This is a genomic window from Priestia sp. YIM B13489 (assembly GCF_042787645.1).
In the GTDB taxonomy this organism is placed as follows: Bacteria; Bacillota; Bacilli; order Bacillales; family Bacillaceae_H; genus Priestia; species Priestia megaterium.
Map to the genome: position 1 here is coordinate 3734865 of NZ_JBHZOQ010000053.1, position 23296 is coordinate 3758160.

The window sequence follows — 23296 nt, forward strand, 5'->3', positions numbered from 1 at the left end:
AAGCGTGCTTTTTTTATACATGTTTACGAATCAATAATTCTTTTAATCCGTACACAAACGTGCTTTCAATCGGCTTTAACTCAAATGACGGGCTCCAGTCCATCTGCGGATAGCGGTCAATCAGCTCGGCCAGCATAATTTTTGCTTCTATTCGAGCAAGGGGTGCTCCTAAGCAAAAATGAATGCCTCTTCCAAATGCCATGTGCACATTTGGCTTTCGATCGATTTTAAATACATCCGGGTCTTCAAAATACTCCGCGTCTCGATGCGCAGATCCCATCCATGGAACCACGTGTTCGCCCGCTTTTAGTTTCTTGCCTGCAAGAGTCACATCTTCTTTTACGATTCGGTGAAGAGCCTGAACGGGTGAACGATAGCGAAGAACTTCTTCAATCGCAGAAGGCAAAAGTTCTTTCTCTCGTTTGAGTCGTTCAAAAGAAGCTTTATCTTCCATTAAACAATAAATCGTATTTGAAATTAAATTTGTGGTTGTTTCGTTTCCAGCAATCAGCAGCAAAATAGAAAAACCGACGATTTCTTCATCCGTTAGCTGTTTCCCTTCTTCTTTTGCCTGAAGAAGCACGGAGATAATATCATCTCCTGGACGCGTGCGTTTTTCTTCAATGATTCGATAAAAATAAGTTTCTAGCTCATCATTTGCTTTCATTTTCTCTTGCTGCAATTTTTCGAGCGTTTCACGTTCATTATTAGAAGGACCGGCTACGATAATATCGGACCAATCTTTAAACTGACGCTGATCTTCTATCGGCACGCCTAAAATATCGGCAATTACCATAACCGGAAGCGGATAGGACAGATGCTCGACTATATCAATATCTTCAAGATGCTCAACTTCTTGTAATAATTCAGCTGTAATACGCGCAATTTTAGGCTCCCATGCTTTCATTGCTTTAGGCGTAAAAGCTTTATTAACAAGTGCTCTCATTTCAGCATGCTTAGGCGGATCAATATTAATTAGACTCGTTCCTAGAGCAGTTTGTCTTTGGTTTTGTGGAGGTCTTCGATCAGAAGAAAAAATATTCTTTTGTTCCAGCACTTCTTTGACCCCGTCATAGTGAAAAACATCCCATACCTGCCTTTCTTCATCCCATTGCACAGGCGCGGTGTTTCTCATCTCTTCATACCATGAAAAAGGATTAAAGCGCTCTTCTTTTGTTTGAATTGTATTCACTTGACGGACAATTCCGTTTTCTCTTTCGGTTTTCATGTTAAAACCTCCCCGTATCGTTCAAATAGAATGACTATGCAGTCATCTATGACCAAATAGTACCATATATACGAATTTTCTTAAAAATGATAGCTGTATATTTTAGTAAAAATGAATCGATAGAAGGATATTTTTTACAAAAAAGGGTAGGCGCATAGCGCCTACCTTTTTAAGAATAATGTTCTTCTGTTTTTTGTAATCGGTTGTCTAACGCGTACGCGCCGCTTCCTGCTAGAATCATATGAAGCGAAACGACAAAAAGGGAAACCTCAAGCTCATAGCCGCCTGTAAAACCAGCACCGCTTTTCGCTGTAAAAATAGCGCCAATCATCACAATCGCAAACAAGACACCGATTAAACGCGTTTGAAATCCAAGAATCATAGCGGCTCCCCCTACGAATTCAATAACCGCAACCGCATAAGCGAAAAACGCAGGAATGCCCATGCTGTGGAAAAAACCGACCGTATTATCAATACCGCTTTGGAATTTGCCAAGGCCATGAATAAAAAACGTTAGCCCTAACATAAGACGAAGTAAAAACGTTCCAAGCTGATAGCTTTTCATTTCTTTTCCTCCTTTTTTACTTTTGTCTGCACATGTAACAATTTTAGTTACAACTGTGAACAAATTCAAGGGGTTAGAACAGAAAAACAAGATATCAGCAAATTTCTTTCCTTATCTTAAACGTTTCTTTTGTAAGTGAGCACCCACCCACACTCCCTACTCAGTCGCGCTGAAGATACGAGAGAAATGCAAAAATATGATCCTGAATAATGAGTTCTGCCGTAGCAGAATGGCTCTTTAATAATAGGTGTTCAGAATATCGAAATCGGTTAAATTTATTTACATCAACATGGTGAACGGCCTGCACATGAAAACCTTCTATGATGGCTTTTATTTGGGCAAAAGGCGGTACAGCAAGAGATTCGGGCTTAATTTTCTCCAGGCACTCTCTACTTATGGCATGAGGAACAGCAGTCATGGAGCTCATTAATAAATCTTTTCTTCCTATTGTCTCGTTCAATACGTATTTCCACCCCTGCACAACATGCGTGAGCTTCGCTTCATCTTCACATACGTTTAAAGCTACATCAACGCCGCTCGCTACCGCTGAAGCAAACGGATACAACTCTTGAGCTGAAAGAACAAAATCCCCGTCTATAAAGAGAAGAATATCTCCCGTTGCTGCAAGGGCCCCCGCAGCTCTTCCGCAGTCATGCCCTAACCGCTCATCGTAGACGAGGGTTTTGACACCCTGTTCTTTGGCATAAGCCTCCGACTGATCAGTGGAACCGTTAATCACGACAATGATTTCTAACGGCTCAAGTTTTCTTGCTTCTGCAATCACTTGTTTGATTGTTTGTTCTTCGTTGCAAACTGGAATAATAACAGACAGCTGTTTTCCTCCATAAAAAGAAGATAATTTCCCCCAGCCGTGCTCAACAACTGAAATGGGCTGCGTAAGTATATCCACTCGCCTTTTACGATTTGATGCAAGCGTATAGTATGTTTGAAGAAGCTGCTGGTAGGATTGAATTCGCTCTTTGGTGCGCAGCGGGCGATCAAATGGACGAAAGTTTCCTTTCCCCTGTGTTTCAATCGACATAGACATACTTACGCGGTATTGTGTTAAAAATGTCACAAATAACGAAAGAGGCGGCAGCTCCCAGTAGTTCTTCAACACGCTTAACTGTACCCCGTAAGGCGCTTTTAAATAAGCGTTGGCGTGGTGAGGCTTCCCAATCGCATGATGCAAAACCGTACTCCACATCAGCTCGCTGCGGTTAAAAGCATTCATTTTCATTTTCCCCCACTTGTTTAGCACAACATCGCTATGTCCAAATAACAAAGGCTGAACAAAACGCTCAAGCTCGGAAGCCGAAAGAATAATGTCTCCGTCTACAAACAAGACGGCATCTCCTTTGGCAGTCTTTGCTCCTTCCATTCTCGCTTCATGTGGAGACATACGCTTTTTTATTACTTTTACCGTGCACCCTTCTTCTTTCGCTATTTTTACTGAAGCATCTGTACAGCCATTTGCGACCACAATAATCTCAAGCACGTTTACTTTTTTAATTTGCTTAAGCACAGTTTTTAGCGTTTCTTCTTCATTGTAAACGGGCAGCACGACAGAAAGAGTTTTCATTGATATCCCCCCTAAAAAAAGAACCACTGAACAATTCAGCGGCTTCATTCATTTAAAATACCTCTTGTATCCACAACTTTTTTTGCGTATTTTACAATTGACCAGTCGATTTGACTGTGATCGGTTAACACAAGTACAACATCGCTTTTTTTAACTTCTTCTTTTGTCAGCGGGACTGAGAAATACGTTTGCTTATTTAATATAGCGGAGTCAATGTAAGGGTCATGATACGTCAGCTCATATCCTTTTGTTAAAAGACCTTCACATACCGTCAGCGCCGGCGATTCACGCATATCATTTACGTCTTTTTTATACGCCATGCCCACAACAAACACGCGTTTCTCATTTGCTGCGAGCTGCTTTTCAACACGTTTAATTACTTTATTTGGCATTTCTTCATTAATATGATGAGCAGCTTCAATAAGTTCGCTTGTTAACCCATTTTGCTTTAGTTTCCATAAAAAATAAAGCGGATCAACGGGTATGCAGTGTCCTCCAATTCCGGGACCTGGATAATACGGCGTGAACCCAAACGGCTTAGTAGATGCCGCCTGTAAGACCTCATGAAAATCTATTCCTAATTCCTCACACAGTTCATTTGTTTCATTCACCAACGAAATATTGACAAGACGCTGAATGTTTTCAAACAGCTTGCACATTTCCGCTACTTTTGGAGAAGAAACAGGTACGACTTGCTGAAAAATACTTTTATAAAACGTCTGCACGTGATAAAGGCAGTCTTTGCTGTAGCCGCTAATCACTTTTGGAATATACTCAATGTCGTACGACTTGTTTGCTGGATCGACTCGCTCTGGAGAGTAAGCTAAATAAAAATCAACTCCCGCTTGCAAATCAGACTCCTTTAAAATAGGTAAAACAACTTCTTCAAGCGTGCCTGGATAGGTAGAGCTTTCATAAATAACGGTTTGTCCTTTTACCATATGTTCTTTCAAAAACGTAGATGCGCTAATAACGGGTCCTAAGTCCGGATTATGATTCTCTGTAATAGGAGTTGGCACGGTCACCACTACATAATCGCATGCTTGAAATGCGGAGATACCTTTTTTTAATTCATATGCTTGAAAGTTTTTCTCTCTTTGAATCACATCATTACGTACATCTGGAATATAGCTTTCCCCTTGTTTTAGCGCTTCAATTTTCCGGACGTCAATATCAAGTCCAATCACGCTGTAGTTTTTCTTAGCAAACAAAAGAGCAAGCGGCAGTCCCACATACCCTAGACCAATAACGGCAACTTTTTTATTCATTCTTCAACACCTCAAACAAAAGATCATGTCTTCGTATGTCGGGAAGAAATTCGCCTCTTTCGCTAGTTTGGCTAATATAGTACGCCATGGCCTCTACATAATCTCCTAAAATTCGCTGAGTTGATGCTGCTAGACCTTTGACTTTCATATGCTCTTTTCGAATCCGATTTGTTCGCGCCACATCCACAAAATGAACAGGCTGGACATTAAAGCCGTACATAATACTTTTTAATTGAAATAAAGGCGGAATAATAAGAGATTCGTAGCCTACTTTCTCCATTACATCTCGTTTAATGGCATGGGGAATAGCCGTTGTTGTATTAATTGTTAAATCAGGACGTTTACAGACAAGGTTCAGAAAATATTTGGCAGTACTTACCGAGTGAATAGGATGCACTTCGTCAAGCAGACACTCTAAATTATTAAGCGCTACATCAATGCCTTGTTCAGCTGCTTCTAAATACCGCCGTAAATCTTCCGCGGAAATCACAATGTCTCCATCTATGAACAAGCAAACTTCACCGCTGCTGTACATCGCACCGATTGCTCGAGGCACATTATGTCCAAGCCGCTGCTTGTAATGAAGAACAGTAGCACCCGCTTCAATTGCTCGCTTAACCGTCACTTCGTCTGCCCCGTTGGCAACCACGATGATTTCTTCCACTCCGGCTTTTTTCACTTCTTGAATCACGCTTGCAATCGTTTCTTTTTCTTCACCTACTGGAATAACAGCACTGTACTTAACGCCTGCTTTCCGCTTCACGCTTGGTGTATAAGCGGAAACAACTTCTCGGTTTCGATCGCCGTCTGTTAGTCCTCCTCTTATGCCTTTTTCTTCGATAAGATGAGCTAACGCTTTAATGTGGTCTCCAATAATATAATTAGTGGAAATAGGAAAAGGTGAATTGGTAGGAATTATTTTGTGGGTGGTTCTAATCTTATTTGTATAAATAACGTCTGAAGAACACGGTGCAACGATTGACATTCCTTTTAAAAGAGCAATCGTATGAGCAAGAGGCGGGTGAGCTAAGTTCTCGTATCCAATTTTAGCTGCCGATGTTTTCTTGATAGCATGGGGAATAGCTGTTAATGCTTGAATGGATAAATCTTCACGCTGCAAGCATAAGTTCAGCATGTATTTCGCAACGGAAACCGGATGCGGACGCACTTTCCGCTTCATAGTCCATGAAAGGTTGTTCAACGCTATATCATGACCGGTTTCTATAGCCTTCGTATATTTCATCAGCTCCTCATGAGGAACCGCTATATCTCCGTCCAAAAAAAGCAAAACATCTCCTTTTGCTTTTTTAGCCCCAATGGCCCTTCCAATATTAATACCAAGAGCTTCTTCATAATAAACAACGTGGCATCCTGCACCCTCGGCGATTTCCTGTGTTGTATCACTGGATCCATTTACGACGACCATAATCTCAAACGGCTTCATTTTTTGAACTTCTTTAATGACAGGTAACAAAGAATCAGCTTCGTTACAGGCTGGAATAATCACTGATACTTTCAAACTCACTCAACTCCGCTGAAAATTCGAACATACGTAATGGATACTAATGGAATGGTTACATCTGCAGGCTCGCCATATGAGCTTGATGTACGTACAACAGCCGCTGCGTCCGTAACAGCAAGCAGTGTTCCATTAATAACGTCAATAGCTGTGATGATTTGCACAAATGAACCTACATTTTCTCGTAATGCATCTTGAAACATATTTTTTTCCTCCTTTCGTTTAAGCGCTTTGAATAGTCACAATGCTTGTAAATGGCAGTAATACCGTTGACGTTGGAGACTCTACTAATTCCAAATAATCATCTCCCACAAACGTGACCACACCTTCAAGTGGACCAGCTGTCGTTTCAATCACAACTTCCTGTCCAATATACTGCTCGGCGATTTCTTTAAAAGGTGATTCTTGAGATTCTTTAATAATACTTATTACGTACTCTTTGAACGTGTCAGAATAAACGACTTCTTCTACTGCTTTCTTTGTGTTTTCCTGAATAAATTCAGCAAATCGATTTGAAAACAAAAGGTGTTTTATCTTTTCTACATAGCGACGGTAACAACAAAAAAACATAAATTTTGTTCCTCCTTTTTATACTGTTATCCCTTCAAATTACCTATAACGATTGACGTAACCTGAGAGATTACTTTATCAATATATACAAGCTGTATCATAAAGGTGACAGAACTTTTGTCGTATTTCCATACAAATACACACTTGACTAGTCCATTTTGTATAGGGGAATCCCCTACCTACCTCCTACCTACTGAAACCAATACAAAAAAGACAAAGCCCTTAGACTTTGCCTTTTTATATCTATTAAATGATAAATCAGTTAGCTGCAATACGCTTTGCTCCTATATAGCGCTCTTTCCAATAGCTTGAATTTTTATCGCTAATTGTCACGCCTTTAGAAGACGATGCGTTAATAAATTTTCCGTCTCCAAGATAAATGCCTGCATGAGAAGGACCTTCTTTGTACGTTTCAAAGAACACAAGATCTCCTACCTGCGGTTCACTTACATTTTCACCTGCTTTATAGATATCTTCAACCGTTCTGGGAATATCAACGCCTACGCTTTCTTTATATACATACTGAAGATATCCGCTGCAGTCAAATCCTGAAGGTGTAGTGCCGCCCCATTTGTACGGCGTGCCCATTAAGGATTTTGCTTTGCTGATTACTTTATCCGTATTCACTTCTGATTCGCCTTCTACAACGCCGCCTTTACCTAATGCATTGTATGTATTCTCTCCAACAACTCCATCTGCTTCTAGGTTATGTTTCTCTTGAAAAGCCATAACCGCTTTTTTTGTTTCATAATTAAAATAACGCGATACTTCGCCTTTTAAAAATCCTTTATCTTTTAACACCGTTTTAACTTGTTCAACATCATCATTTGTCATCCCTTGTTTTAAAACCGTGTCGCCAAATGCAGCGTGTCCCATTGCCGGACTTGCAAATAAAGCTCCTCCTACAAGAAGCGCCGATAGCATTTTTTTCATTTCGTTTCCTCCCCGAATCATGTTTTAAGCACCGTACAACCATACCATCTGCGGATAACAATTCAATTAATAGAAGATAACAATTTGATAACAATCTTCTTAAACAGCCTCAACTCTTGGATGTAAAACGCCGAAATATAAGAAGAAGAGAAAAACAACTATTCTAGCAAATAAAGGTGATAAACATGAATTGGTTTAAACGAAACAAAGCGCACGCCGAAGCAGCCGCTGTCGAATCCACCACTGTAAAGCTTCATGTATCGGACCCGATGATAAAAAAGCAGATTAACATGATTTCCTTAACAGCAGAGGATCTCGAACGGATTGCCAGATTTCAAGTTCACGCGCTGAATGCCATCGAAGAGATCGTGAACGATTTTTACAAAGCTATTGGTGAACAGGCCCATTTGGTTGCGATTATCGAAAAGCACAGCAGCGTCCATGCATTAAAACAAACGTTAAAGCGGCATATTTTAGAAATGTTTGATGGACAAATAGATGATGCTTTTGTGGTAAAACGTCAAAAAATTTCCAAGATGCACGTTAAAATTGGACTTGAGCCAAACTGGTATTTGTGCGCATTTCAAAATTTATTTACGTCGCTTCTTTCAGTATGTGAACGTAGGATGGAATCAAAAGAAGAATGTCTGGCTTTTATTGCAAGTATGACAAAGCTTATTAGTCTAGAACAGCAAATTGTGTTAAAAGCCTATGAGCTTGAATATGACGAGCAGCGCGCTGGACTTCAGACCCAAAAAGAGAAAATTCAGCTAGAAATCTCTCGTACATCATCTATCCTTTCTTCGCTATCTGAAGAAACGAAGACGTTTATGAATCAAATGCACAACCAGTCCTCTGACGTCGTTTCTTATGCAAACAAAAGCTCTGAACTAGCAGAAGTCATTGAGAAGGAATCCGTTACGAGTCAAGCAAAATTAAAAGAAGAACAAAACATGCTGGGAAGCATACAAAAAAATACGTCGCTCATTCAAAACAAAATGAAAACGCTCGAACATACATCACAGCAAATTCATCAAATCGTTTCGATTGTTACTTCTATTGCGGAGCAAACGAATTTATTAGCATTAAACGCTTCGATTGAGTCTGCTCGAGCGGGCGAGCATGGAAAAGGATTTGCAGTGGTGGCACAGGAAGTACGGAAGCTTGCAGAAGAAACGAAGAAATCGATTGCTAATATTTCCACTTTTATCGGAGACATTCAAAAACAAATCGAAAGCGTCTCGGCGCTAGGCGGAGAAGTCGCTACATTAACAAAAGATACGGCTGACAATATGAACAACATTACTTCTTTTTTCACGAACGTTCTTAGCATAACAACCGAGAACAAACAGCAAACCGTGCTAACCAAAAAAGAGCTTGAAAAAATAGCGGATGTAATGAAGCAACTGTCTCTGCGAATTGAGAAGATGGCCCATTCCTCAGAAGAACTTGAACGGTTAACTGAAAAAAGTTGATATGCAAAAAAGCCTTCTCAGCTTGCACAAGAAGGCTTTTTTATTTTTTCAAGCTAGCAGCGGGCTCTTGAGAAGAACGTTCGATAAACTGGACAAAATCTTCTCCGTATATGCTTCGAATCAGAGCCGTCAGCTCAACAAAGTCAGGCAGCTCTCCGTAAACATCTCGAAGCGGCATTGCTCCTTGAAACAAAGGATTTTCAAGAGGATTATAATCCTCGAGCGTTTTTAAAAACATCTTTTTTCCTTCTTCTGTGAGCTGTACGTATGTATTCCGCTTATCTTTCTCATTTTTAGAAAGGGTAAGATAGCCCCGCAAGTGCAATTTTTTTGCAAAGTTAAAAGCTGTGGATAAATGCATGACGCCTAGCTTTGAAATGTCAGTCATCGATGCAATTTCCAGCTGATAAGCAATCCCCAAAATGTGATGCTCATTAATGCTCAGATCGTACGGCTTAACCCACTGCTCCCAATCCTTTTCAGTAGACTTCCAAAGAGCTTTGCTTACTTGCATCACAAGCTGATTAAACAGCATGGCATCTTTAATCGTATCTTGATTTAACGTGCGTTTCACCTCTTCACTTCCTCTCTAGAAATGCAACCGTTCACATCATTTTCCCGTAAGACTTTATAAACAAAAAGAATGAAAATATATACAAAATATTATACATGATTGCTTATATATTTCAACTTATTTTGCATAAAAATAAATTTAAACGTTTCTTTATGTAAAAAAACAGGTGTGAACGTTCAGCGTTCACACCTGTTTTTTAATGAATATACCGTTTACCAACCAGAAGGTTTGAAATAACGTCCGTTGGAATTTCAAACTCAACGTTTCCCATATATCCTGGGGCGACTTTATATTTATCAAATACAATTCTAAGCTTGTGATCTTTCGTAATGTAGAAGCTTTGATTCTCCGCAATCTCTTTAAAAGGATCCATATCTTCTTCAGTCAGCCAGTAGATTTTGCCTTCTTCATGTTTCATTTGATCTTTCATTTGCTGTTTAATATTTTCACTAATGACCTTTATATAGCTTTTATCTTTGAACAAACTTGGAAGCGTGACGAGCACTTCATGTTTTTTATCAATCGTGTCGTACTGATTGACGCTCGACGTTGAAGCTCTCGATTCTTCCACATATCGATGAACCACAAGCAAATCATCGGTATCCGTCATAATATCATAGCCGCTGCTGACAGCCACGTTTCCTTTCTCTCCTTTTTGTAATGTTTTCATCTCTTTTTTAAACTGTTCATACAGCTGCTCGTTTTCTTTTATATACTTTTCATTCAAGCTTGTTTGAAGACCTTTGTTTTCCAAGCCTGAAATCGATGGTGTTTTCACGTCAATACGAGAATGCTTTTCTTCTTGCTTTAGTTCATCAAATGTGATCACTTCTACTACTTTTCCAATTACAGGAATTTTCGCCATTGCATTTGCCGCGTCTGGACTCACATTCACCGTTGTGATAAAAATAACCGCTGCTGCGGCAATTGCGCTCGGCCAAATATAGGATTTCTTTTTACGAGGATGTGAAGAAAGTGCCTTTGCAACAACATCATCTAATTCCTCAGGAATAGGAATGTCATGATACTGCTTCTTTAACTTTTCTATTTTTTCATTCATTGTTCTAAGTCCTCCTCCGTCATCTTAATCCGCAACAGGTTCAACCCTCTATAGAGCCTTGTCTTTACCGTGTTTACATTTTCCTCAATGATTTCAGCAATTTCGTCCATTTTTAAATCTTCGAAAAACCGCAGAATAATAATGGTTTTATATTTAACCGGCAGGTGATCCATTGCTTGCTTTAAATCGATATCTTCATACTGGTCTTCACGTCCGCTGCTCAAGTACTCAAGCGCTTCATCGTCCATAAGCGTTAAACGTTTATGCTTGCGCAGGAAATCGATTGCTGTTCGTACAACAATTTTATAAAGCCAGCTTTTAATCGATTGAATATCCTTGATAGTGTCTATTGAAATGAGTGCTTTTTTAATCGATTCTTGCATAATATCAAGCGCATCTTCTTGATTTTTTACATAGCTGAAAGCAAGCCGGTAAAAATCCTCTTTATGCTCGGTTATGCACGCTACGAGCATCTGATGTGCATCATGTTTTTTCATCATCTTTCATACCCTTCTATTTTCTCTTGCTGAAGTACATCTATAAGGTAGACGGAATGAGTAGAAAAATAGTTTGGTTTTTTTTAAAAAAAGTAAAACTAAATGATGGTCTCATGCGTCTATTAGGTAGATATATACAAAAAGGGGAATATTACCACATGAAAATCATGGGCTACAAACGTATTTTGACACTGCTTGGATGCTGTATTTTGTTTCTTGGTACAGCAGGGTATATCGTCAAAGCAAACAGTACAGAGAAAAAAACGGCAAGTATTCAAACAGATCAAACCTATCCAAACGTTGAAATTCAAACGCTAGTGAAGGACCTTACCGACGGAGGCTATGCTATTAGCTACCCTTCCTTTGGTAAAAAAGAAATCGATCAATCTATTCAAGCTTATGTAACAGATCAAGTGGCACACTATGAAAAAAAGCTAAAGAAGCAGTCAAAAAAGAAAAAATCTGAATTAACGATTACATATAAAATCGTCCATTACAGCAAGCAAACGCTAAGCGTTGTCTTTGATGAATATGAATCTGTAAATGGAGAGAAAGGAACGTCTTCTCTCAAAACCTTTACCTTTGACCTGCCTGCTCAAAAACAAATGACGTTAAAGAATTTATTTAAAGAAAATGCAAACTATTTAGATCGCCTTTCGGCTATTTCATATGCTGAATTAAAAAAACAAATGGAAACAGCTGATTTTGACCCGGACCTTCAAAAAGGAACTCAGGCAGCTAATCAAAATTTCAGTCAGTTTGCGCTGCTTGAAAACAGTATTGTGATCTATTTTAAGCCTTATCAGCTAGGTGCTGAACAAACAAAAACCAAAACAATCGCAATCCAAAAAGATTTATTTAAAGACGTGCTGAGCGATGCTTACAAAGACGAAGCAGCAAATAAAAATAAAGTCAAGGAAACGCCTCCAAAACATATCGTTAACGAAATGCCGCAGCAAGGAGCGCCTATTGATCCAACTAAAAAAGTCGTTGCGATGACCTTTGATGACGGACCTAACCCTGCATCTACCAATGTGATTTTAGATGGATTAAAAGAAGTGAACGGGCACGCTACCTTTTTTGTGTTAGGAAGCCGCGTTCAATATTATCCTGAAATAATCGAACGTATGGTCAAGGAAGGCAACGAAGTTGGAAATCACTCTTGGGATCATCCTCAGCTCACACGTTTGAACGAAGCCCAGGTCAAACACCAAATAGGCGATACCCAAGCGCTCATTAAACAAGTGAGCGGCTATGAACCACTGCACGTACGCCCTCCTTATGGAGCCGTCAACGCAAATGTAAGACGTTATATCGGAAATGTTGGCGTGACTCTATGGGATATCGATCCCGAAGACTGGAAATATAGAAACGTTCCTCACTCCGTTCAAGCGGTTATGAGCCAAGTCGGAGACGGAAAAGTTATTTTAATGCATGATATTTACCAAACAAGCGCCGAAGCAGCGGTTGAAATTATGAAGCAGCTTCACGCACAAGGGTATCAGCTTGTTACGATTTCACAGCTAGAACAAGTAAAAAAAGAGCGGGAGCAGCTGCATGTGCAGTAGCAGATAGCAGACGAACGCGCTGCAGCTATTAGGATGGCTGCAGCGCGTTTGTTTTTTTCATGCGATGTTTAATAAGTGCTATACAGAGCAGCGTAAACGGAATCACTACGTGAAAAGGGATAAAAAGCAACACCGGCATAATCGTTAGCCCTTCTTTTAAATGCTCTTGAAAATTACTTGCAATCGTCAAAGAAAAAAATAAAATCACCGTGCCCACAGGATATGTCAGCGCAGAAGGTCGTTTCACCTTAAACAGTGTGGAAAGTCCAACAATCACGGCGTAAAAAAAGACGCTGATTTTAACAAATCCTCCGATGACTAATGCAATCATAAAAAACACGTCCAGCCGTTCTAGCTATTACTTCAAATCCTTTGTGCACCGTATAAATAATTAACAGCATCAGCATCACATTCATTACAAATAAAGGACTGTCGCTTGTTCCTCTGACGCCGAACCTTCTGTTTCCTTTTTATTGTCTTTGTTTTTTTATTTTTAAATAAAGAAGGCACGATTAAAAACACCTTTCTTTTCTTTTTTTTAGCTTTTTCCAAATAAATGCTTTGTATGCAATTTTTAATAGAGCAATCAAAGCGTAAGACAAAAAAAATAACAAAAACTATCGGTAGAATGTTTTTAAGAAAAAAACAAAAACGGAGAGTGAGACGTATGAAAATCGTTTGGATATCAGCTTTGCTGTTAGGATGCTTAATGGGATTTTCTATCGGAGTGGATATGATGCAAGGATTTAGTTTTTCCATGGCCTTGCAAAATGCCTACAGTCCGTTTCGTGTTATGGAGTTCGCTGAACTATTTGTCCTTTTTTTCCTTTTGTTCTGTTTTGTAGCTGAAGTGTTTTATCGTTCATTTAAAGTGAAAAAAAGCAAAACAGGGACAAAAATAAAACTCCGTAAAAAACACATATTTCTCCTTTTTACCACCTATTCTCCTTCTCATTTAAATGTTATAATTTTCATAATTGGAAAAACTTTTACACGCCTTTCTACATGGAAAGCTGTACGCTTAAACTACAAAATAAACATTGACTTTGAACTAAAAGGTGAAGAAATGATGAAAAAAAAATTAGCCGTTATTAGTACAGCTTGCTTACTTATTCTTGCAAGTGATCCCATCCCTTCTTATGCTACTCCCGATTCCCCGGACTCCTCTTCCGACGTTTTGGACCAGTCAACAGACGTGGATACAACTGAAGATGTAAAAGCAATTTTTGACTCCCTCTATCAAGAAGGCTATTCGCTTGGAGAAGAAGATGGATACGCACAGAAAAAATTCGAACAGTTTGATCAAACAACAGGACTGGACAAATCTTCTGAAGAATTCACGTGGTTTATGATGGGGTATACGGTAGGATATAAAAAAGGACAGCAGCAAAAAGAGGAAGAACTCAAGACTGAACAAGAAAATGAAATGGCTGCCGGCGAAGAGGAAGGCTATCAGCAAGGCGTCCTTGATTACAAACATGCTACTATTCAGTCAGAAATCGACCCTTTTCCTTCTAAGTCATCCGACTGGAATAAAGGGTATGTTCAAGGCTACAAAAAAGCTATTTCTTTAATGGACTTATCTGTTAAAGCAAAAAAAGAAGGCTATGACCGAGGTCTTGAAAATGACTCAATGAGTGTTCCGAGCATGTATGATGATGAGGATGTCACACGTCAGGCTTTTACAGAAGGCTTTGAAACCGCTCAAGCCGAAGTGCTGAAGCAGCAAAAAAAGCAGTTTGAAAAGCAGGGCTACGTACAAGGCTATCACGACCTTTCATTAGAAGTACCTGCAGAAGCAGAAGGCGAATTGCAAACAGCCTTTGAGCAAGGATATGAAAAAGGACAGAAACAAAAGCAAAAAGACGTAAAAGCAGACGGATACGACTCAGCTTTCACTTATCAGACCTATAGAGCACCTAAAAGTCTTCAGGACAAGCCCGAGCTAGAAAAATGGTACAAAGCAGGTTTTTATTCGAATAAAGATGTGAAATCTTTACAGCAAAAAGCTTATAAAGACGGCTGGAAACTCGGAAAAGAAGTGAGCGTTCCCAGAAAATACAAGCAAAATAAAGCTGCGGTGGCAATGTACAAGAAATATTTTGAGCAAGGCCAAAAAAAGCAGGATAAAACAGTGAGTCATATCCTGCTCGGCAGCGGTATTGTTCTTACACTGGTTGCTCTTATCACACTATGGAGGCTCCGCCGACGTAAAAATGAAGAGACAACACTAGATAGCTAAAAACGAGTACATAAAAAACCCGGAAAATCACGATTTTCCGGGTTTTTTATGTTAAATAATCATTCGTTTATTTTCCGCAAGCTGAACTTCTTGCTCTTGTTTTGACTGATTTTGTTTTCGAATTTTCAAATAATAATAAACATAGCAGCCTATAAAGAAAATACCTCCGCAGTATAACGCCATTCGCTGCTCGGGATCAAACGCAAGACTGATCATAACGATACAGTTCGTAATAAGCGCTACGATAGGAAGAACGGGATAAAGAGGTGTTCTAAATTTCAGATCTTCCACTTTTCCACCTTTAGCCACGTAAGCACGACGAAATGCAAGCAGTGAAGCGGTAATCGCAATCCAGCCAATTTGAGCACCGAGTCCAGCGAGTGAAATCAGCCACACAAAAACGGTTTTAGCTGCCACTACGCTTGAAAGCAGCGAAAAACATGAAATCACAAGCGTAATTAATAGTGCATTAAACGGAACTCCTCTTTTGTTGACTTTTCCAAGCGCAGGACTTGCCATTCCTTCTCTTGAAAGAGAATAAAGCATACGTGTAGCCGCGTAAAATCCAGAGTTTGCGACTGAAAGAAGAGCTGTTAAAATGATAAAGTTCATAATATCCGCCGCGTAAGGTACACCTACACTGTCTAACACAACAACAAATGGGCTTTCTACGACGCCTGCTTTTTCACGAGGAATCATGCTTGCTAGGACAAACACGGATAAGACGAAAAAGAAAAGCGTACGCCAAACCGTTTGCTTAATCGCTTTTGGAATTGTTTTTTCTGGATTTTCACTTTCTCCTGCCGCAATTCCAATCAATTCTGTTCCTTGAAACGAAAAGTTCACCGTAATCATTGTAATCAGCAAAGCCGTTACGCCATTTGGAAACAGCCCTTCGGCAAAGAAGTTTGATAGAAGCGGTGCTTCCTGTCCGCTTTTCATATCAATGAGTCCAAACATTGCCGCTCCGCCTACAACAATAAACATAATGATGGCGAAAATTTTAACGCTTGAAAACCAAAATTCTGTTTCACCAAATGCTTTAGCTGAAAGTGCATTTAGTGAAAAAATTAACGCTCCAAAAATGGCGCACCATAACCAAACGGGCGAGTCTGGGAACCATCTTTGCATTAATTGTCCGGCAGCTAAGAACTCAAGCGCAACCGTTACTGCCCATCCTAGCCAGTACAGCCATCCAATCGCAAAACCGGTTGCAGGGCCGATAAATTTAGTGGAGTACGTTTGAAACGATCCTGCAACTGGCATAGCAACGGATAATTCTCCAAGACACAGCATCGTTAGATACATAATGATCCCTCCTACTAAGTAGGAAATCATTGCTCCCATCGGACCTGCTTCATTGATGGTATAACCTGAACCAAGGAAAAAACCGGTACCAATACATCCCCCTAGTGATATCATAAAAAGATGCCTTGTTTTCATCGTTCTTTTTAATTCTCCTGGCTGTCCCTGTGGAATATTCATCCCATTTCCTCCCTTTGCTGCATAAAAAATGAAATCGCTTTCATTTTTTTAGGTTTATTTTGTTTTTATAGCCGCTTACTAGGTAGCTCTTCATGGCTGAAGTCCATTAATGCCGGATGTTTTTCAAATGGCGCCAGCCCCGTAGCGAGGATGGCAGCCGCTTAGCCCTGCATGAACGTTTATTAGATCATAACAGATTTTCTTCTACACGATACCTATTAAGTAGCTCTTTCTTATAAAAGCTTATCGCCAAACAATGAACTCATTAACGCAACCGCTACTTCTGCAGTTTTGTTATGCTGATCTAAAATGGGGTTCACTTCTACAAATTCAGCAGATGTAACCATGTCTGCTTCCGCTAGCATTTCCATTGCTAAATGACTTTCTCGGTAGCTGATGCCGCCTTTTACAGGTGTACCTACGCCTGGTGCATCATCCGGATCTAAGCCGTCTAAGTCCAGCGACAGGTGCACGCCGTCTGTACCGCTTAAATAATCAATCGTTTCTTTCATCACTTGCGTCATACCTAAACGATCAATTTCATGCATGGTATACACTTTAATTCCTTTTTCTTTAATTAACTCTTTTTCACCATCATCCAATGAGCGTGCACCGATAATAACTAGATTTTCAGGTTTAATTTTTGGGGTATATCCTCCAATATTTAAAAGTACAGGATGTCCAATACCAAGGCTCACCGCTAACGGCATGCCGTGAATATTGCCTGATGGAGATGTTTCAGCGGTGTTTAAATCACCATGAGCATCATACCAAATAACGCCTAAATTTTCTGAACCTTTCGCGACTCCTGCAAGCGTTCCAATTGCAATGCTGTGGTCTCCGCCTAATATTAACGGAAAGCGGTCTTGCTCTCTCACTTCTTCAACTCGTGCAGCAAGCTGTTCATTTCCGCTGGCTACAGCCGCTAAGTTTTTCAAATTCGTATTTTTATCTACGTCTGCCCGCTCTTTAATTTCTACTTTAATATCGCCTTCATCGTGTACGGTATAGCCAAGAGCTTCTAAGCGTGTATTCATGCCTGCATAGCGAATCGCGCTCGGCCCCATGTCTACACCCCTTCTTGTTTGTCCGTAATCCATGGGTACACCGATAATTGAAATGTCTTTTTTCATTTTCTATACCTCCGTTGCATTTTATTTTGTGTGAAGTAAACATAGGTGTTTATTTAACTATGTATTTTTTTCATTGATACAGCCCCTCATCTATTTCTTATGCAAAAATGATGCCAACTTTGTTTGTAGCATTCTATCAGTCTTTTTATCATGGGTTTTCTTACATGCGCCAAAAAAACTGTCGATTTCTACAACTTTTTGGCAAACCACGCCAATTTTTTTGTCGTTTGGTTTAAAATCGCCAATTTTATTTGCTTTCATAAAAAAGAGATGCGACATAATAAATTCCATTCAACAGCTAGAAGTAACTACACACAGAAAACCTACATTTGTCATACCCATAAAAAAATCCGAACGAGTTGGATTCTTCATCAAGAATCTCAATTCATCGTTCGGATTTTTCTTCACCTAAAATACTTTTGTCCCAGTCTCTTTTTTAATTTGTAATAACGTCTCCGTCTTCATCATCGCCTGTATCGTCTTCACCAGGATCTTTTTCTAATGAGACCACTTTCTTTTTGTCATCCCATTTCACTTTGTAGCCAAGTGATTTGGCTACTTTGATAACTGATAAATAAGAGTGATGATTTGGTTTATACAGCTTTAAGTCACTCGAATCAATGACGCCTAAGCCTAACAGCAGGCGATCGGATTGAACGTAAGGCTTTCCATCAATCAGCTTCACTTGCTTATCAGTAAATGGATAAACGGCACGGTTGACTTCAACTGTAAACTCTCCTTTTTTCTCTTCTTTAATTGGTTTTGGCTGTTTGGATACATATTTAATTGCGTCTACTCCTAATACCGTGCCTTGGCGCGTATTATCAGCGCCTCCGTACATTTTCCCCGTTTCATAGTCATAGATAACCGCTTGAACGTTTCCAATATGCTCAGGCTTTTCTTCAAACGCATGTCCTTTAGCCATCATTTCAAGAAGTGTATCTTGGCTAAAGCCAGGTTCCCATCTTACGGTTGGATAGCCGCCTGAATAAATACGAGGTGTTAAAATCGCTTTTTGAATCGGCATCTTATGGTCAATAACATTCATAATCGTTTCTGCTACAGACGCAATAATGGTTGGGCCTCCCGGTGAGCCAATTGCCATGAACGGCTTTCCGTCTTTTAACAGCATCGTTGGAGACATGCTGCTTCGAGGACGTTTTTTAGGCTCAACCTGGTTCACGCCTCCCGGAGTGGCATCAAAATCCGTCATTTCATTGTTGAGCATAAATCCGTAGTCAGGAACCATAATTCCTGAACCAAAAACTTGTTCAATGGTAGTCGTGTAAGAAACCATGTTTCCCCATTTGTCTACAACAGAGAAATGAGTCGTTTGGCCGATTGGATTTTCTTCCTTTACTGTTGCTTTATTTGGATTTTCTTTTCCTTCATATTTCCAAGGGTCTCCTTCTTTGACGTTAGGCGTTGCTTTGTTTGGATTAATTAATTTACGACGTTCTTTAATATAATCTTCATCTAACAGTCCTTTTTTCGGCACTTCGTAAAAGTCTTCATCTGCCATATACGCCGCGCGATCCGCGAAAGCTAAGTGCATCGCTTCCGTTAAATGCTGCAAATACTGAGGCGTATTGGAACCCATTTTTTCTACATCATAACCTTCCATTAGCTTTAAAATCTGCTGAACGGTTAATCCGCCGGAGCTAGGAGGAGCCGCACTAACCACATCGTAGCCTCGGTAAGTTGTTTTAACCGGCTCACGTTCTTTTACAACGTAATTTTTCAAATCATCCATGGTCATGCTTCCATCGCGTTTTTGAACTTCTTTAACAAGCGCTTTTCCAATTTCTCCTTTATAAAGAGCGTCTGATCCTTCTTTTTGAATAAGCTTTAATGTTTTAGCAAGATCCGGCTGAACAAGCTTATCTCCTTCTTTTAACGGCTTGCCATTCGGCACGAATACATTACCGGCCGTTTGGTATCTTTCAAGCTTGTCCACATTTTCATCAATGTACTGAGCCATCGACCAATTTACTTTGATTCCTTGTTCTGCTTGAGCAATAGCTGGTTTAATAACATCTGATAAGTCCATTGTTCCATAATCTTTAAGGGCTGTTTCTACTCCTTTTAGCGTACCAGGAACTCCAACTGCTTTTCCTGTTATGTGACGCTTACTGAAAGGGATGACTTTTCCTTTTGAATCTAAAAACAGCTTAGGCGTGACATCAGCTGGTGCCATTTCACGGCTGTCTAGCATCGTAATTTTATCTTTCTTTTTTTCATAAATCATCATAAAGCCGCCGCCGCCGATACCTGACATCATCGGTTCCACAACGTTGAGAGATAATTGAATGGCAGCTGCCGCGTCCACAGCATTTCCGCCTTCAGCTAAAACTTTCCTTCCCGCTTCAGCAGCCAGCGGGTGAGATGCCGCTACAATTCCTTGTGTAGCACCTCGTTTCATTGAATGGTCGACACCCGGAACTTCAGCAGCAGCTGGTGTGACAACTAAACTTAAACTAAATAATGCAATAACCAACATCTTCATAACCTTCACCTGGGTCTCCTCCTTCAAATACATTATTTCACATCGTCTGAAACGATGGATTTCACAAAGAATAAATTGGTTTATTATGATATTTTTTACATATGTGTATAAATAAAAAGCAAAGTAAATCAGACCTTTGCTTTTTTTAGTTAGTCCCATGTTTAACTTTTCTCTATTCATTTACAATTATCTATATTTTCTAACAATTTATCCATAGGCTGATAGTTTCTTACTATTTTTGGAATTATGTAGACTGAACGCTCTAATAATATAGAAAATCTAGCAGTTAAGAAGTCGTTGGACTTACATGCACTTCTTAAAATTTCTATAAATATTCTTATTGTTATATAAAAAGCAATTCTTTATGAAAATCAGCATATGTTTCCTAAAAACCAAAAATAAAACAGGACTTTTGATTCACCGTCCTGTTTGCAGCATGTTTTCGACTTTTTTAATATCCGCGTGAGTAGGATTGATTTCCCGGGCATAAGCGATTTGTTCTTTCGCTTTTTCCATTTCTTTTAATTGAATATAGGTTTTTGCGAGTTCGAGCGGCAGCATAACCCCTTCAAAACCAAGATCTTGGGCCCGCTGCAAGTAAGACAGCGATTTTTCGTAATTCCCTCCAAACATAAGCGGAGTTTCCCGGTATTTTATTCCTCGAACGAAATGCGCCAAGCTTGAAGATGGATTTAATGTTAATGCCTGATGAAGAGCTCTGTCCATTTCTAAATTTAATACCATTTTTTCAAAAATAATCGATTCTTCGATTTGCTTTGCTAAACAAACTGCTAAGTAACAGTACAAATCAGATGCTTGAGGTTTTTTCTTCATTTCTTGTTGAATTTCACGTTTGATCTCTTTCCACTTACCCTCTTCTAGCTGATTCATGACGTATTCTACATGTATTCCCACCACTTTGCCCTCCTTTTCCTCTTTATCATAAAGGATTTCTGCACAAATGAAAAAAGTAAGTGTTCTTCATTTTTCTCAAAAGATCGTTACCGTTAAAAAATAGGCAAATTTCTCAATCACTTAACCCAATTAGTACATAGGATATAGAGAATTTTATTAAAGGAGGTTACACATATGGGCGCAAAAGGCGGTTTTGGTTTTTCATTTATCGTTGTTTTATTTATTCTATTAGTAATCGTAGGATGTTCTTGCTACTACTAATTTTTAGAGGGGATGAACATCATTCATCCTCTTATTTCAAAAAAAACCATGCTTTCGCATGGCTACATACCGATTAGATGAATGAGTAGAGGAACTCATTGTTCGGCAATATTGAAGAAATTTTTGGTTTTTACTTCCGCCTAGTATGCCCTTTTTGACGGGGGCTATGCGCAAATAAAGTTAACGTTTAAAAGCGAAAGCCAGACGCACCTACAATAACAAGTAAAACAAATAACACAACGATTAACGCAAAATTTTGTTTTCCCACGTACCATCCCTCACTTCCTGTTATCTGCTTTTAGTGTATGCAACAGCTTGGCAAAATGTTTAGGACAGGGGTGCGGATTTTTTTAACGAGAAAAACCTTCAAATTTCGTCAAAAAAGTGAATCATATTTTTGTTTCTTTCGTTATATATAGTAAGAGATTTTTTTACTATAAAAAAGGGGGGCCTTTAATGCGCCGACATTCTAAATTGCCCATTGTTCTTGTCTTTGCCTTCTTTTTATTCATCGCAACTGTTTTGTGCGTAACCTCTTATATGTCTTGAACGTATAAATAATATAAAAAAATCGCCTCATCGAAGGCGATTTTTCTACCCCAGCATTATATCTTCATTTGGATAACGAACGGCTTCACGCTTTTGCTTAGATAATGAAAACGCAAGCGTTAATGGCCCCACTTTTCCTAAAAACATGATAAAGATAATAATCACGCGTCCAAAGTACGAAAGTTCAGAAGTTGCTCCCATCGATAAACCTACTGTTCCAAATGCAGAAACAACTTCAAACATAATTTTTACAAACGGCAGGTTTTCCGAAATATTTAACAGGAAAATGGCCCCAAATACAAACATAATTGAAATCATCGTGATGGCTAGTGCCTTAAACACGTGAAGAGGAAGAAGTCGTCTCTTTAATAGCACAATATCTTCCCGGCTTCGTAAAAATGCCCATACAGAAAAAATAATCACCACAAACGTCGTGAGTTTGATACCGCCTCCTGTTGAAGCACTTCCTGCACCAATAAACATTAACATAACCATTAAAAATATAGTGGAATCATGCAAACTTCCTATATCGATACTATTAAAACCTGCTGTACGTGTCGTTACAGCTTGAAAATAAGATGCCCACACTTTGTCTCCTAATGACAAACTTCCGAGCGTATGTGGATTGCTGTACTCCAAGAAAAAAATAAAAAGCATGGCAACCACGTTAATCGCAAACGTGCTGATGATCATAATTTTCGAATGCAGCGTTAGCTTTTTATAGGATTTTTTTACCCACATATCTGCAAGGACGGTAAACCCTAATCCACCGATAATGAACAAAAAAGAAATCGTTATGTTAATAATGGGATCTCCTACATACTGAACCAGGCTGTCAGATAATAGTCCGAACCCTGCGTTATTAAAAGCCGAAATCGAATGAAACAAGCTAAAGAACAGCCCCTTAGACCATCCGAACTCCGGAACCCAGCGTATCGCTAGAAAGATAAGTGCAACAAACTCAATTAAAAATGAAAAGATAAACAGTCTTTTAACTAGCAGGACAACTCCGCCGATGCTCGTTTGATTTAATGCCTGCTGAACGAGCATACGCTCTTTAAATCCAATTTTTTTACCTAGCATCATAAAAATCAACACGGCAAATGACATAATGCCAAGACCGCCTATTTGAATTAACAGCATAATAATCGTTTGACCAATGACGGTAAAACGCGTACCTGTATCTACGACGGCTAAGCCGGTTACTGTCATCGCGGAAGTAGACGTAAAAAGGGCGTCTACCCACCGGATGGGCTCAGTAGTAGAAACAGGCATCATCAATAGAAGAGCACCTATAATAATTCCTCCGCCAAAAATGGAGACAAGCAGCTGCGGAGGGGTGAGTTTAATGATTTGTTTTTTCATA

21 protein-coding genes and 2 pseudogenes are annotated in these 23296 nt (G+C 39.4%); 5 read left to right on the forward strand and 18 right to left on the reverse strand.

From position 1 onward, the window contains the following. Positions 1-13: 13 nt before the first annotated feature. The 8 genes from ACFX4W_RS25125 to ACFX4W_RS25160 form a co-directional block, all read right to left on the reverse strand. On the reverse strand, positions 14-1228 hold the full coding sequence (locus ACFX4W_RS25125; protein WP_043978453.1) for a cytochrome P450: 1215 nt from the start codon (positions 1226-1228) through the stop codon (positions 14-16). Between the two features lie 169 nt (positions 1229-1397). Continuing rightward, the gene (locus tag ACFX4W_RS25130; protein ID WP_280560118.1) at positions 1398-1793 is read right to left on the reverse strand and encodes a DoxX family protein; all 396 of its coding nucleotides are present in this window, start codon (positions 1791-1793) and stop codon (positions 1398-1400) included. A gap of 160 nt (positions 1794-1953) precedes the next feature. Further along, complete coding sequence (locus ACFX4W_RS25135) at positions 1954-3375, reverse strand: glycosyltransferase family 2 protein (RefSeq protein ID WP_043978446.1); 1422 nt, start codon at positions 3373-3375, stop codon at positions 1954-1956. A gap of 44 nt (positions 3376-3419) precedes the next feature. Beyond that, positions 3420-4643, reverse strand: a complete 1224-nt coding sequence (locus ACFX4W_RS25140) for a nucleotide sugar dehydrogenase (RefSeq protein WP_043978444.1) — start codon at positions 4641-4643, stop codon at positions 3420-3422. Beyond that, positions 4636-6162 (reverse strand): glycosyltransferase family 2 protein, encoded by a 1527-nt coding sequence (locus ACFX4W_RS25145; RefSeq protein WP_043978443.1) that lies wholly within the window; start codon positions 6160-6162, stop codon positions 4636-4638. Before ACFX4W_RS25145 ends, ACFX4W_RS25140 begins: the two co-directional genes overlap by 8 nt. A gap of 2 nt (positions 6163-6164) precedes the next feature. Further along, positions 6165-6365, reverse strand: a complete 201-nt coding sequence (locus ACFX4W_RS25150; RefSeq protein ID WP_029323776.1) for a hypothetical protein — start codon at positions 6363-6365, stop codon at positions 6165-6167. 19 nt (positions 6366-6384) lie between these two features. Next, a complete protein-coding gene (locus ACFX4W_RS25155) occupies positions 6385-6732 on the reverse strand; it encodes a DUF2642 domain-containing protein (protein WP_043978439.1) in 348 nt (115 codons plus the stop codon). A gap of 258 nt (positions 6733-6990) precedes the next feature. Beyond that, positions 6991-7665: a C40 family peptidase gene (locus tag ACFX4W_RS25160; RefSeq protein ID WP_043978437.1), complete on the reverse strand. Its 675-nt coding sequence runs from the start codon at positions 7663-7665 to the stop codon at positions 6991-6993. 185 nt (positions 7666-7850) lie between these two features. Here ACFX4W_RS25160 and ACFX4W_RS25165 point away from each other — a divergent pair, with 185 nt between their 5' ends. Continuing rightward, complete coding sequence (locus tag ACFX4W_RS25165; protein WP_043978435.1) at positions 7851-9140, forward strand: protoglobin domain-containing protein; 1290 nt, start codon at positions 7851-7853, stop codon at positions 9138-9140. A 40-nt stretch (positions 9141-9180) separates the two neighbouring features. Here ACFX4W_RS25165 and ACFX4W_RS25170 read toward each other — a convergent pair whose 3' ends face one another. The 3 genes from ACFX4W_RS25170 to ACFX4W_RS25180 all read right to left on the reverse strand — a co-directional run bounded on the left by ACFX4W_RS25170 (position 9181) and on the right by ACFX4W_RS25180 (position 11271). Next, on the reverse strand, positions 9181-9714 hold the full coding sequence (locus tag ACFX4W_RS25170) for an HTH-type transcriptional regulator Hpr (RefSeq protein ID WP_013084563.1): 534 nt from the start codon (positions 9712-9714) through the stop codon (positions 9181-9183). A 196-nt stretch (positions 9715-9910) separates the two neighbouring features. Next, positions 9911-10774, reverse strand: coding sequence for an anti-sigma-V factor RsiV (gene rsiV, locus ACFX4W_RS25175; RefSeq protein ID WP_043978433.1), 864 nt, complete (start codon positions 10772-10774; stop codon positions 9911-9913). Further along, positions 10771-11271 (reverse strand): RNA polymerase sigma factor SigV, encoded by a 501-nt coding sequence (locus ACFX4W_RS25180; protein ID WP_043978734.1) that lies wholly within the window; start codon positions 11269-11271, stop codon positions 10771-10773. Before ACFX4W_RS25180 ends, rsiV begins: the two co-directional genes overlap by 4 nt. A 158-nt stretch (positions 11272-11429) precedes the next feature. Between ACFX4W_RS25180 and ACFX4W_RS25185 the strand changes: the two genes are divergently transcribed. Further along, positions 11430-12839, forward strand: coding sequence for a polysaccharide deacetylase family protein (locus ACFX4W_RS25185; RefSeq protein WP_280560119.1), 1410 nt, complete (start codon positions 11430-11432; stop codon positions 12837-12839). 28 nt (positions 12840-12867) lie between these two features. On the opposite strand, the pseudogene ACFX4W_RS25190 reads toward ACFX4W_RS25185, so the two are convergent. Then, positions 12868-13194: pseudogene (locus tag ACFX4W_RS25190) on the reverse strand (GerAB/ArcD/ProY family transporter); the annotation flags it as partial. A 312-nt stretch (positions 13195-13506) separates the two neighbouring features. On the opposite strand from ACFX4W_RS25190, the pseudogene ACFX4W_RS30750 reads away from it, so the two are divergent. Continuing rightward, a pseudogene (locus tag ACFX4W_RS30750) lies at positions 13507-13698 on the forward strand (YczF family membrane protein); the annotation flags it as partial. A gap of 210 nt (positions 13699-13908) precedes the next feature. After that, complete coding sequence (locus ACFX4W_RS25195; RefSeq protein ID WP_280560741.1) at positions 13909-15081, forward strand: hypothetical protein; 1173 nt, start codon at positions 13909-13911, stop codon at positions 15079-15081. 51 nt (positions 15082-15132) lie between these two features. Here ACFX4W_RS25195 and ACFX4W_RS25200 read toward each other — a convergent pair whose 3' ends face one another. The 4 genes from ACFX4W_RS25200 to ACFX4W_RS25215 all read right to left on the reverse strand — a co-directional run bounded on the left by ACFX4W_RS25200 (position 15133) and on the right by ACFX4W_RS25215 (position 21120). Beyond that, entirely contained in the window at positions 15133-16566 is a 1434-nt protein-coding gene (locus ACFX4W_RS25200) for an amino acid permease (RefSeq protein ID WP_043978423.1), read from the reverse strand. Positions 16567-16799: 233 nt separating this feature from the next. Continuing rightward, on the reverse strand, positions 16800-17699 hold the full coding sequence (gene rocF / locus ACFX4W_RS25205; protein ID WP_013058586.1) for an arginase: 900 nt from the start codon (positions 17697-17699) through the stop codon (positions 16800-16802). Between the two features lie 436 nt (positions 17700-18135). Then, entirely contained in the window at positions 18136-20214 is a 2079-nt protein-coding gene (gene ggt / locus ACFX4W_RS25210; RefSeq protein ID WP_080781592.1) for a gamma-glutamyltransferase, read from the reverse strand. Positions 20215-20622: 408 nt separating this feature from the next. Next, complete coding sequence (locus ACFX4W_RS25215) at positions 20623-21120, reverse strand: tetratricopeptide repeat protein (RefSeq protein ID WP_230184466.1); 498 nt, start codon at positions 21118-21120, stop codon at positions 20623-20625. A gap of 174 nt (positions 21121-21294) precedes the next feature. Between ACFX4W_RS25215 and ACFX4W_RS25220 the strand changes: the two genes are divergently transcribed. Continuing rightward, the gene (locus ACFX4W_RS25220; RefSeq protein WP_016765201.1) at positions 21295-21381 is read left to right on the forward strand and encodes a YjcZ family sporulation protein; all 87 of its coding nucleotides are present in this window, start codon (positions 21295-21297) and stop codon (positions 21379-21381) included. A 187-nt stretch (positions 21382-21568) separates the two neighbouring features. Here ACFX4W_RS25220 and ACFX4W_RS25225 read toward each other — a convergent pair whose 3' ends face one another. Beyond that, the gene (locus ACFX4W_RS25225) at positions 21569-21649 is read right to left on the reverse strand and encodes a YjcZ family sporulation protein (protein WP_016765202.1); all 81 of its coding nucleotides are present in this window, start codon (positions 21647-21649) and stop codon (positions 21569-21571) included. A 326-nt stretch (positions 21650-21975) separates the two neighbouring features. Continuing rightward, entirely contained in the window at positions 21976-23295 is a 1320-nt protein-coding gene (locus ACFX4W_RS25230) for a TrkH family potassium uptake protein (RefSeq protein ID WP_280560121.1), read from the reverse strand. Position 23296: the final 1 nt, after the last annotated feature.

What these genes read in the sequence shown, in the direction of transcription:
- ACFX4W_RS25165 (WP_043978435.1), top strand. Translation starts at nt 7,851, where the DNA reads ATGAATTGGTTTAAACGAAACAAAGCGCACGCCGAAGCAGCCGCTGTC.
- ACFX4W_RS25155 (WP_043978439.1), bottom strand. Translation starts at nt 6,732, where the DNA reads ATGTTTTTTTGTTGTTACCGTCGCTATGTAGAAAAGATAAAACACCTT.
- ACFX4W_RS25150 (WP_029323776.1), bottom strand. Translation starts at nt 6,365, where the DNA reads ATGTTTCAAGATGCATTACGAGAAAATGTAGGTTCATTTGTGCAAATC.
- rsiV (WP_043978433.1), bottom strand. Translation starts at nt 10,774, where the DNA reads ATGAATGAAAAAATAGAAAAGTTAAAGAAGCAGTATCATGACATTCCT.
- ACFX4W_RS25230 (WP_280560121.1), bottom strand. Translation starts at nt 23,295, where the DNA reads ATGAAAAAACAAATCATTAAACTCACCCCTCCGCAGCTGCTTGTCTCC.
- ACFX4W_RS25135 (WP_043978446.1), bottom strand. Translation starts at nt 3,375, where the DNA reads ATGAAAACTCTTTCTGTCGTGCTGCCCGTTTACAATGAAGAAGAAACG.
- ACFX4W_RS25130 (WP_280560118.1), bottom strand. Translation starts at nt 1,793, where the DNA reads ATGAAAAGCTATCAGCTTGGAACGTTTTTACTTCGTCTTATGTTAGGG.
- ACFX4W_RS25180 (WP_043978734.1), bottom strand. Translation starts at nt 11,271, where the DNA reads ATGAAAAAACATGATGCACATCAGATGCTCGTAGCGTGCATAACCGAG.
- ACFX4W_RS25185 (WP_280560119.1), top strand. Translation starts at nt 11,430, where the DNA reads ATGAAAATCATGGGCTACAAACGTATTTTGACACTGCTTGGATGCTGT.
- ACFX4W_RS25140 (WP_043978444.1), bottom strand. Translation starts at nt 4,643, where the DNA reads ATGAATAAAAAAGTTGCCGTTATTGGTCTAGGGTATGTGGGACTGCCG.
- ACFX4W_RS25160 (WP_043978437.1), bottom strand. Translation starts at nt 7,665, where the DNA reads ATGAAAAAAATGCTATCGGCGCTTCTTGTAGGAGGAGCTTTATTTGCA.
- ACFX4W_RS25220 (WP_016765201.1), top strand. Translation starts at nt 21,295, where the DNA reads ATGGGCGCAAAAGGCGGTTTTGGTTTTTCATTTATCGTTGTTTTATTT.
- rocF (WP_013058586.1), bottom strand. Translation starts at nt 17,699, where the DNA reads ATGAAAAAAGACATTTCAATTATCGGTGTACCCATGGATTACGGACAA.
- ACFX4W_RS25195 (WP_280560741.1), top strand. Translation starts at nt 13,909, where the DNA reads ATGAAAAAAAAATTAGCCGTTATTAGTACAGCTTGCTTACTTATTCTT.
- ACFX4W_RS25200 (WP_043978423.1), bottom strand. Translation starts at nt 16,566, where the DNA reads ATGAATATTCCACAGGGACAGCCAGGAGAATTAAAAAGAACGATGAAA.
- ACFX4W_RS25125 (WP_043978453.1), bottom strand. Translation starts at nt 1,228, where the DNA reads ATGAAAACCGAAAGAGAAAACGGAATTGTCCGTCAAGTGAATACAATT.